6 protein-coding genes and 1 tRNA gene are annotated in these 7,785 nt (G+C 52.0%); 5 read left to right on the top strand and 2 right to left on the bottom strand.

What is annotated here, in order from left to right; translation table 11 throughout:
• On the top strand, positions 1 to 97 hold a 97-nt coding region (locus tag AC2FNV_RS22860; RefSeq protein WP_274841179.1), incomplete at its 5' end, for an EF-Tu C-terminal domain-related protein.
• A gap of 233 nt (positions 98 to 330) precedes the next feature.
• Here the strand turns inward: AC2FNV_RS22860 and AC2FNV_RS22855 are convergent.
• Positions 331 to 1,608, bottom strand: a complete 1,278-nt coding sequence (locus tag AC2FNV_RS22855) for a tetratricopeptide repeat protein (protein ID WP_496774627.1) — start codon at positions 1,606 to 1,608, stop codon at positions 331 to 333.
• Positions 1,609 to 1,771: 163 nt separating this feature from the next.
• Between AC2FNV_RS22855 and AC2FNV_RS22850 the strand changes: the two genes are divergently transcribed.
• On the top strand, positions 1,772 to 2,638 hold the full coding sequence (locus AC2FNV_RS22850; RefSeq protein WP_170611133.1) for a transferrin-binding protein-like solute binding protein: 867 nt from the start codon (positions 1,772 to 1,774) through the stop codon (positions 2,636 to 2,638).
• A 92-nt stretch (positions 2,639 to 2,730) separates the two neighbouring features.
• Here the strand turns inward: AC2FNV_RS22850 and AC2FNV_RS22845 are convergent, their stop codons facing one another.
• Positions 2,731 to 3,435, bottom strand: a complete 705-nt coding sequence (locus tag AC2FNV_RS22845) for a lysophospholipid acyltransferase family protein (RefSeq protein WP_170476643.1) — start codon at positions 3,433 to 3,435, stop codon at positions 2,731 to 2,733.
• Between the two features lie 142 nt (positions 3,436 to 3,577).
• On the opposite strand from AC2FNV_RS22845, the gene AC2FNV_RS22840 reads away from it, so the two are divergent.
• From AC2FNV_RS22840 to AC2FNV_RS22830, 3 genes are all read left to right on the top strand, one after another.
• Positions 3,578 to 3,653: transfer RNA gene (locus tag AC2FNV_RS22840), tRNA-Trp, on the top strand.
• A 65-nt stretch (positions 3,654 to 3,718) separates the two neighbouring features.
• Complete coding sequence (locus tag AC2FNV_RS22835; protein ID WP_254442656.1) at positions 3,719 to 7,195, top strand: adenylate/guanylate cyclase domain-containing protein; 3,477 nt, start codon at positions 3,719 to 3,721, stop codon at positions 7,193 to 7,195.
• A gap of 119 nt (positions 7,196 to 7,314) precedes the next feature.
• Positions 7,315 to 7,785: FAD-binding oxidoreductase (locus tag AC2FNV_RS22830; protein ID WP_496774625.1), on the top strand; the 471-nt coding region annotated here is incomplete at its 3' end.

The raw sequence follows: 7,785 nt of genomic DNA, 5'->3' as shown, positions 1-7,785 counted from the left end.
GATTGCGCCGATTGCGATGGAAGACGGCCTGCGTTTCGCCATCCGCGAAGGCGGTCGCACCGTCGGCGCGGGCGTTGTGTCGAAGATTATTGAATAATTCGTTTTAACGAAAGACCAGACAGAAAGGGCGCCCTCCAAGGCGCCCTTTTTTTGAATTTCAACAAATCAGGCGACAGTAAATGTCACTGGTAAACTTGAACTCGGTTAGACCTATGGAGAGTTCACAATGAACTAACCAAGGTTAGATCAGCCTGTCAGATTAAGAATGGAGGTTTTGATTCCGGTCAACTTCCCAAGTTCGATAGCGTAACTAGAGTCGCGCGCCAAGAATCAAAACCGGCGTTCAAGCCCAAGTTCGAAACCCGACTCGGAATAGCTAAACGCCTCAATGCCCGAGTTCGTGCGTTGATAGTTCATTAGAAGAAAGGGTGAAAACCCGTTTCCAATAAACACATCGTTCTTTTCCACGCGAAGAACCGCGCCCCAGGACTCTTCGTCCGGATTGCCCGTGAAAAGAACACTCGGCGTCCTGAACCGTTTGTTCTCGACAAAAACTGTTGGTCGAAGTGTAAAGCCTCCAGTTGTATTTATTTGACCAAAGATTGTAAAACGTTGGCGAATAAAATTTTCCAGGTTATCGTCTACGTCTTTACTTTCGAAAAAGACGCTGGCGTCAATTGTCCCGCGTCCGCCAAACGACCTGCGCACTCCGATTTCTGCGTCGATTTCGTGGCCGTCCAATGAGGCAGACGTTGGATTGTGCAATTGTGCGCCACTTAGTGTTGCAAATACTGAACCGCCACTTTGGTTGCGCCCCTCGAAAGCGGCTTGCAGTCCAATGCGGTTTTCAAAGATATTGCCGCCGATTAATCGCGTTGTAATCACGGGACCGATGGAGCTTGTCGTGTTTCGGGTGAGCGCCCTCAAACCAAAACGAGCGCCGAAAATGTAGTCGTCATATTGGGAATTCCGCGCTTCGGTTACATCAAAAGAAAGCGACGCAAATGCCACCGCGTCAGCGCCAAGGAGCTTCTTGCTTATGGGGCGCCGAAAATTAGCAGATCCTGTGGCACGTAGCCCGAACTCAGTCGTACGCTCACGGTTGAGAGTAAAGGGCAGGTCAATACCTGAAAAATTTAAAATAATCTGATCGGTGTCGTAGTTCCTTTGGTTGCCGACATTGGTGACACCAATGCTGAAATCCCAGTCAAATCCACGTCTGGCATCAATTTCGCGGATCAAACCCAGCACTTTGGTTCGAACGGGTTCGGGCAGGTCACCGGACAGGGCAGTAAAGAATTCATTCCGGGCACGGTTCCATTGTCGAGCTAAGAAATATGCAAGTCCAAGTTCAAGCCGAACCCGGACAAGATTGGGATTCTTGGCCAAGATGGAAGAGAACTTTTCAATGGCTGCATCGGTGTTTCCCAGCTTCAAGTCCCGAAGGCCGCTTTGGAAAACTGCCTCAATCAATGTGCTTTCAGTAAAGGGTTCTGCTTTGTTGGTACCGGTTGGTTGGGCGTCAGCCTCGCCCCCGCAATGAATGGCAGCGATTATGCACGCAGTTAGCAAGTAATTTCGAAACATTGAAAGAGAACCTGAATTCATACATTGACGCCAATCTTGTTCGGCTCTGATTCACGGTCGAACAGATCGGTGATTTAATGAATGTCACATGCAAAAAAGTAAACACGTTAAAATAGAATAAAATAATTATTGAACCCTTTTAAATATATTATAGGTTGCAATGAGATAATGCATAGGAGACGATATGAAGGTTCGGTTGTTAGGACGCGCCACGCTTTTGGTTGCGGGTTTTTCCTTAAGTGCGTGCCTGTCAGGGGGCAGCAGTGGGTCATCCGGCAGTGGTGCCGATACCGTAACATTACCGCGTGATGGGGCATTAGAGCTGGATGGCACCGCCGTTGTCGCGGAATTTTCAAATAACGGAATTGATGTGGACGTAGATGGCGTTAACGCGCCGCAGGATTCCTCGCTCCGCTTGACCACTGAAGATGGTGAGATTGTAGCAGCCCGTGTCACTGCGCCGGGGTCAAATCTCGCTTTGGATTCTCGGGATGGTGATACCCTTGATCAAGATGCACCTCTAATTGGCTTTGAGTCATCCGATGCAAACGAAGTAATCGTGTTCGTCGACCCAACTGAATCAACGTTAGAGCATCAAACTTTCGGTGTGTGGCTCAACGGCGCAACTGCGTCGTCAGGAACTGCCGGGGTCGGATCGTATGGGGTGCGTACAGCAGCCAGCGATGTTCCCTCAAGTGGAGAGGCGACCTACGAAGGTATAAGTACGGGATTTGCTCGTCTTGATGATGGTAATGCTTACGTAACGGCCTCGGAAATCCGTGTGTCGACTAATTTCAGCACGGCTACGATCAATAGTACTGGAACAGTTGTGGGTAGTCTGGATGACGGGGAAGAGCGTAGCGCATCGGAATTGAATTTCGCTGGTACAGGGAACGTTTCTGGGAATTCGTTCGCCGCAAGTGTTTCCGGTGAGGACGTCACTGGTACTGCGAATGGAATCTTCTATGGCCCCAATGCGGCAGAAGTTGGCGGTACCTTCCGGACCGAAGGAACTGGCATTACCTACATCGGATCGTTTGGAGCGAACTGACCTCAGTCTCCAGAGCAATATGTCAAAAAATCAATAATTTAAGAGGCCCCGCCGCCAATGCGGTGGGGTTTTTCTCGATTTTGCCTATGTCTTCAGCCGTTCGGTGCCCAAGGCTCTCGTCCGACCATTTGGTCTGCCTCGGCAGTAATGTCATTCATATGTTGCTCGAGGCTCAGTCTTAAGGCTTCGATCTGTTCTGCGTTCGCTTTGCGCGGCACTGTTTCTGTCCACTCGCGACAAAGAAACACGCCTTCGTTTTTCCATGGGCGAGGCATAAGCAACCGATCCCAGGTGCCAGCCTCGCGCCCGTAGCGGGTTGAAAAAGTGATGCCAAATACCCGTTTGCCTGACGTCCGCGCCCAAATTAACGGCACAGTGGAAGAGATCCGTTCTGGGCCACGGGGGCCGTCGGCGGCGATGCCAATCGAAATCCCCTGTTTCATCTTGCCCAAAACTTCCCGGGAAAGTGCCACGTGGCGCTTTTTGCTGGCCATAGCGATCGTATCCATGCCGAACAGTTCCTGCACCCTGCCTACCATGCTGCCAGCCCGGGCGGACGAAGTGATCGAGCAGATACGACCTTTGTCCAGCGGAAAGAAATATGGCGATTGCGCCAGGCGTTGGTGCCATAAGACAACGATGACCGGTTCACCCTGGTCGACTAATTTATCCAGCTCAGTATACCCGATCCGTTGCCATCGCGTATTGCGATAAACCATCCTGATATAAGACGCGATCCGACGGGCCACCCAATTCAGGACGGATTCGCTGTCAGCAATTCTCGTGCGGATACTCAAGATGTCTGTCCTTGTGCGGGGCGACGCTTGTCATACTGAACTTGACGTTACGTGCAACGGTTTTGTCATTGATCAAACTGGGTGCACTATTAAAAAGGCTCTTGAGTCCGCTGCGACACTGGCATATCTGAAGGCGCACTACAGGGGTATAGCTCAGTTGGTAGAGCGACGGTCTCCAAAACCGTAGGTCGCGGGTTCGAACCCTGCTGCCCCTGCCAATCCTCACGCCGTTCACAAGCAGCATGGTATTGATCTGAAATCAAGGTCGGTAGTGTGCCGCGCCATGTCGCGCAATTTACTTGACGCGTCGGGTAAGAAGGAAAAAACTTCTACGGAAAGCCGACGAAGACATCCGGGATGGCGGCCGGGTCGCAGACTGACGCACGTTCTTTTTCGGATCAGGGGAGTCGATCGGTCCTATGGGATCGTGGTCGGATCGGGGACTATTGGGACGATGACAGAGATTGGCGCATATCTTGAAGAGCTTGGGCTTTCAAAATATGCGCCTGTTTTTGCCTCAAACGAAATCACTTTTTCCGATCTGGCGCATCTGTCGGAACATGATTTGATCGATCTTGGTCTTCCGTTGGGCCCGCGACGACGTTTGATGGCGGCGTTGGGAAAAACAGATGTTGCCACTTCTCCTGCTTCACGCGGAGACGGTAAGATTGTGGCAGAGCGTCGCCAATTGACCGTAATGTTTGTCGATCTCGTAGGATCGACTGCCATGTCCGAACGTCTTGATCCGGAAGATCTGGGCGAATTGATCCGACGGTTCAAAGAAATCTGTACCACTTCAGTCGCACGGTTTGGTGGTCACGTAGCCAGTTTTATGGGCGACGGCGCGATGATTTACTTTGGGTATCCTCACGCGCAAGAGGATGCTGCATCCAGAGCAATTCACGCAGGGCTCGATATTCTTGAGGGCCTTAAACGAATGGAAGGTCAGGAGCGTCTTCGGGCCCGTATCGGCGTGTCGACGGGTTTGGTTGTTGTCGGTACGATCCACGGTGAAGGCCTCAAAGAGCATGATGTTGTTATGGGCCGGACGCCAAACCTCGCGGCAAGGCTTCAATCTCTGGCCGAGCCGGACATGTTGGTGATTAGCCCAGCAACCCGCAGGTTGGTTGGAAAAGCATTTGAGATGAAGGAACTTGGGCAGTTCTCTCTCAAAGGGATTTCCGAGAAAGTCCAGACTTGGGTCGTGACTGGTCAGGCGCACATCGAACGAAGATTTGATATTATGCCTGACGCGGGTGCCGGTCGTTTGGTGGGGCGTCAGGCAGAATTTCGGAAAATCTGCGACAAATGGCACGAGGCCAGTCAGGGCGCGGGTCAGTCAGTCTTGATAACTGGCGAAGCCGGTATTGGTAAATCGAGGTTGATCGAGGGATTGGGTCAGCAGGTTACCGAAGACGATGCAAGGCAATTGAACTTTCAATGTTCGTCCTTTCACGAAAACAGCGCCCTTTACCCCGTCATTCAACATCTGGAACGTGCAGCTGGATTTGTTCTTGGCGATACTGACGCGCAGAAACTGGAGAAGTTGGCGCATACCTTGCGACATCAACCAAAGGGGCATCTCAGGCTGATCGCCGATTTGTTGAGCGTCGAAGCGGATGATGTGTTGGGGCCACTTGACCTTCCGCCTCAGGTGAAACTCGAACAGACCCTCGAGGCCATAACTGATCAGTTGGCATCTCTAGCACGGGACAAACCTGTTTTATTGCTTTTGGAAGATGCGCACTGGGTGGATCCGACTACTTTGTCGCTTACCGACCGTGTGATCCAAAAAATTAGGGGTTTGCCAGTCCTTATTGTTGTAACAGCGCGGCCGGGCTTCGATCCGGGCTGGGGCCATTATCACAACACTTTGCACATTCCCCTCAAACGGCTGGAGCATAAGGATGTCGCAGCAATTGTGACTGATGTGGCAGGTGGGAATAAAGTACCTGCGGATGTATGCGACCTGATCGCTGCCAAAACTGATGGCATTCCTCTTTACGTTCAAGAAGTCACGCGCGGCCTTTTGGAGTCTGGTCAGCTGATGTTGACGGATGACGGCTATGTCCTGAAGGGCACTTTGCCGTCGCTGTCCGTGCCTAACACGCTCAAAGATTCTTTGATGGAGCGTCTGGACCGGCTTGGTATGGCCAAGGATGTGGCGCAAACCGGTGCTGTATTCGGACGTCAGTTTTCCATAGCCCTGCTGACTTCTATGTCGATCCTGTCTCCCTCGGTTTTGCAGGCCGGGCTGGATCAATTATCTTCGGCGGGGATCATCCTACAGGCTCCGGACGCTGCCAAGGATGAGTTTGTTTTTCGTCACGCCCTGATCCGGGATATGGCTTACGATAGCCTGCTACGGACAGAGCGTCAGGAATTACACGATCGAGCCGCTGATGCGTTACTGCAAAACCAGCCGCAGATGGTTCAGACTCAGCCTGAGGTTCTGGCGCAGCACTTTACCCTTGCAAAGCGCCCTGATGACGCGGTTGAACATTGGCAGAAGGCCGGAAGACGGGCGATTGAGCGCTCGGCACAGGCCGAAGCCCTGACACATTTGTCGACTGCATTGGAGCAACTGGGAGAGCTGCCCAAAAGCAGGGAGCGTGATCTCCAAGAGATAGACATTCAGATCTTGCGCGCGGGTGTCCTGAGGTCGACAAGCGGTATTTCAGGGGAAGCAACGGGTAAAGCATACGGCCGACTGCGCGATTTGTGCCATCGTGCGGACGAGACCGAGCGGCTGTTTCCCGTTCTCAATGGTCTTTATGCATTTCATCTGGTGCGGGCTGAGTATCGGCTTGCGCAAGAGGTTGCCGCGCAGATTTTAGACTTGGCTGCGGACACCGGAAAGACTGAGCACCGGATGGTAGGGCACCGAGCCATGGGTGCGGTGCAACTGCATTTGGGCAATTTGCTGGAGGCTCGGAAGCATCTGGAAAAAGCTTGGTCTCTTTATGATTTCGATCAGCATAGCAAGCTGGCTTATGTCTACGGCACCGACCATGCCGCAATCACCTCCGCATTTCTTGGAACTTGCTATTGCCTGATGGGCCTGCCTGACGAAGCTGCAAAGGTTCAACGCACCGCGTTGGACTGGGCCAAGCAGTTGAAACATGTGCACAGCGTCGCCCAGATCATGGTTTACATGTGTAAGGTGCAACTACTTTATCGCGATCTTCCTGCCTTGTTTGATGTTGCCGAGCCGCTGACAGAATTGGCCGAGGAACATTCCCTTCCGTTTATGGCCACGATCGTGAAATTCTGGACTACCTGGGCCGAAGCGACAAAGGCGCCCGTTCAAGAAAATATCGAAAAGTTACGTCAGTCTGCGGAAGACTGGTGGTCAATAGGGGCAGGAAACTACAAGAGCTTTTTTCCGTCATTGATAGCTGAATTGCTGGTTGAAACTGGTGATCATTCGGCGGCGCAGCAGGCTCTTCATCAGGCAGATCATTTCCTTGCCAAGACAGAAGAAAAGTGGGCAGAGTCAGAGCAGCAACGCGTTCAGGCTTTGATAGTCGCGGGTAAAGGCGGTGACCCTGAACCATTGCTGATGAATGCAATCGCGACGGCCCGAACTCAAGGTGCGGTTTTGTTTGAACTGCGCGCGGCAATAGATTTGGTCAAAGCGCGACACGCCAAAGGCGTGTCTGGTGGGGATGAGTTGGATTCAGTTTTGAACAAGTTGGATCCTGGTGTCGATCTCCCTGATGTTCTTGCTGCACGTGCGCTGATTGAAACGATGTCTTGACCAACGGGGGCAATTGCTGCCAGCTTGGACAGGGGCAGAAATGGGTTGATACCTGAATTTTGATGTCCGGGTTCGGGATTTCCGCATCTGGTTTTTCGCTTTTTATTTGAGGAGCGCCCATGCGTAAGATCCCCAAAACACTTTTGGCCAAAGAATGTATTGCAAACAGCCGCACGGATATGGCCTTGCAAGGCTATCACCCCATCAAACCTGACCAAATACGCGAATTCGAAAAAGGATTGATCGGTTCGGTGGTCCTTCCTACGGACCCGAACTACAACAACGACAGGCAGGTATGGAACCCGGCGTTTCAGGATTTTCCTGAAATCATTGTTTATTGCGAAACCATAGAGGATGTCCGGGCCAGTTTGGCCTTTGCTCATGAACATAATCTGTGGGTCGTTACCCGCTCGGGGCGTCACAGCACCGCAGGATACTCGGTCAACAACTCGATGGTTCTGGACACCAGCGGATTGCGGTATGTCACCGTCGACCCTGATGTGCCAATGGCTTACGTAGGACCGGGCACGCCTTTCAAGATGCTGAATTCGGTTCTGAACACTTATCATTTACATGTACCAGGTGGTGCA

The organism is Ruegeria sp. BHSA163 (assembly GCF_059613365.1).
The sequence above is the reverse complement of the archived record's forward strand: the minus strand, read 5'-3'. Positions and strand labels throughout refer to the sequence as shown.

What these genes read in the sequence shown, in the direction of transcription:
- AC2FNV_RS22855 (WP_496774627.1), bottom strand. Translation starts at nt 1,608, where the DNA reads ATGAATTCAGGTTCTCTTTCAATGTTTCGAAATTACTTGCTAACTGCG.
- AC2FNV_RS22850 (WP_170611133.1), top strand. Translation starts at nt 1,772, where the DNA reads ATGAAGGTTCGGTTGTTAGGACGCGCCACGCTTTTGGTTGCGGGTTTT.
- AC2FNV_RS22835 (WP_254442656.1), top strand. Translation starts at nt 3,719, where the DNA reads ATGTCGCGCAATTTACTTGACGCGTCGGGTAAGAAGGAAAAAACTTCT.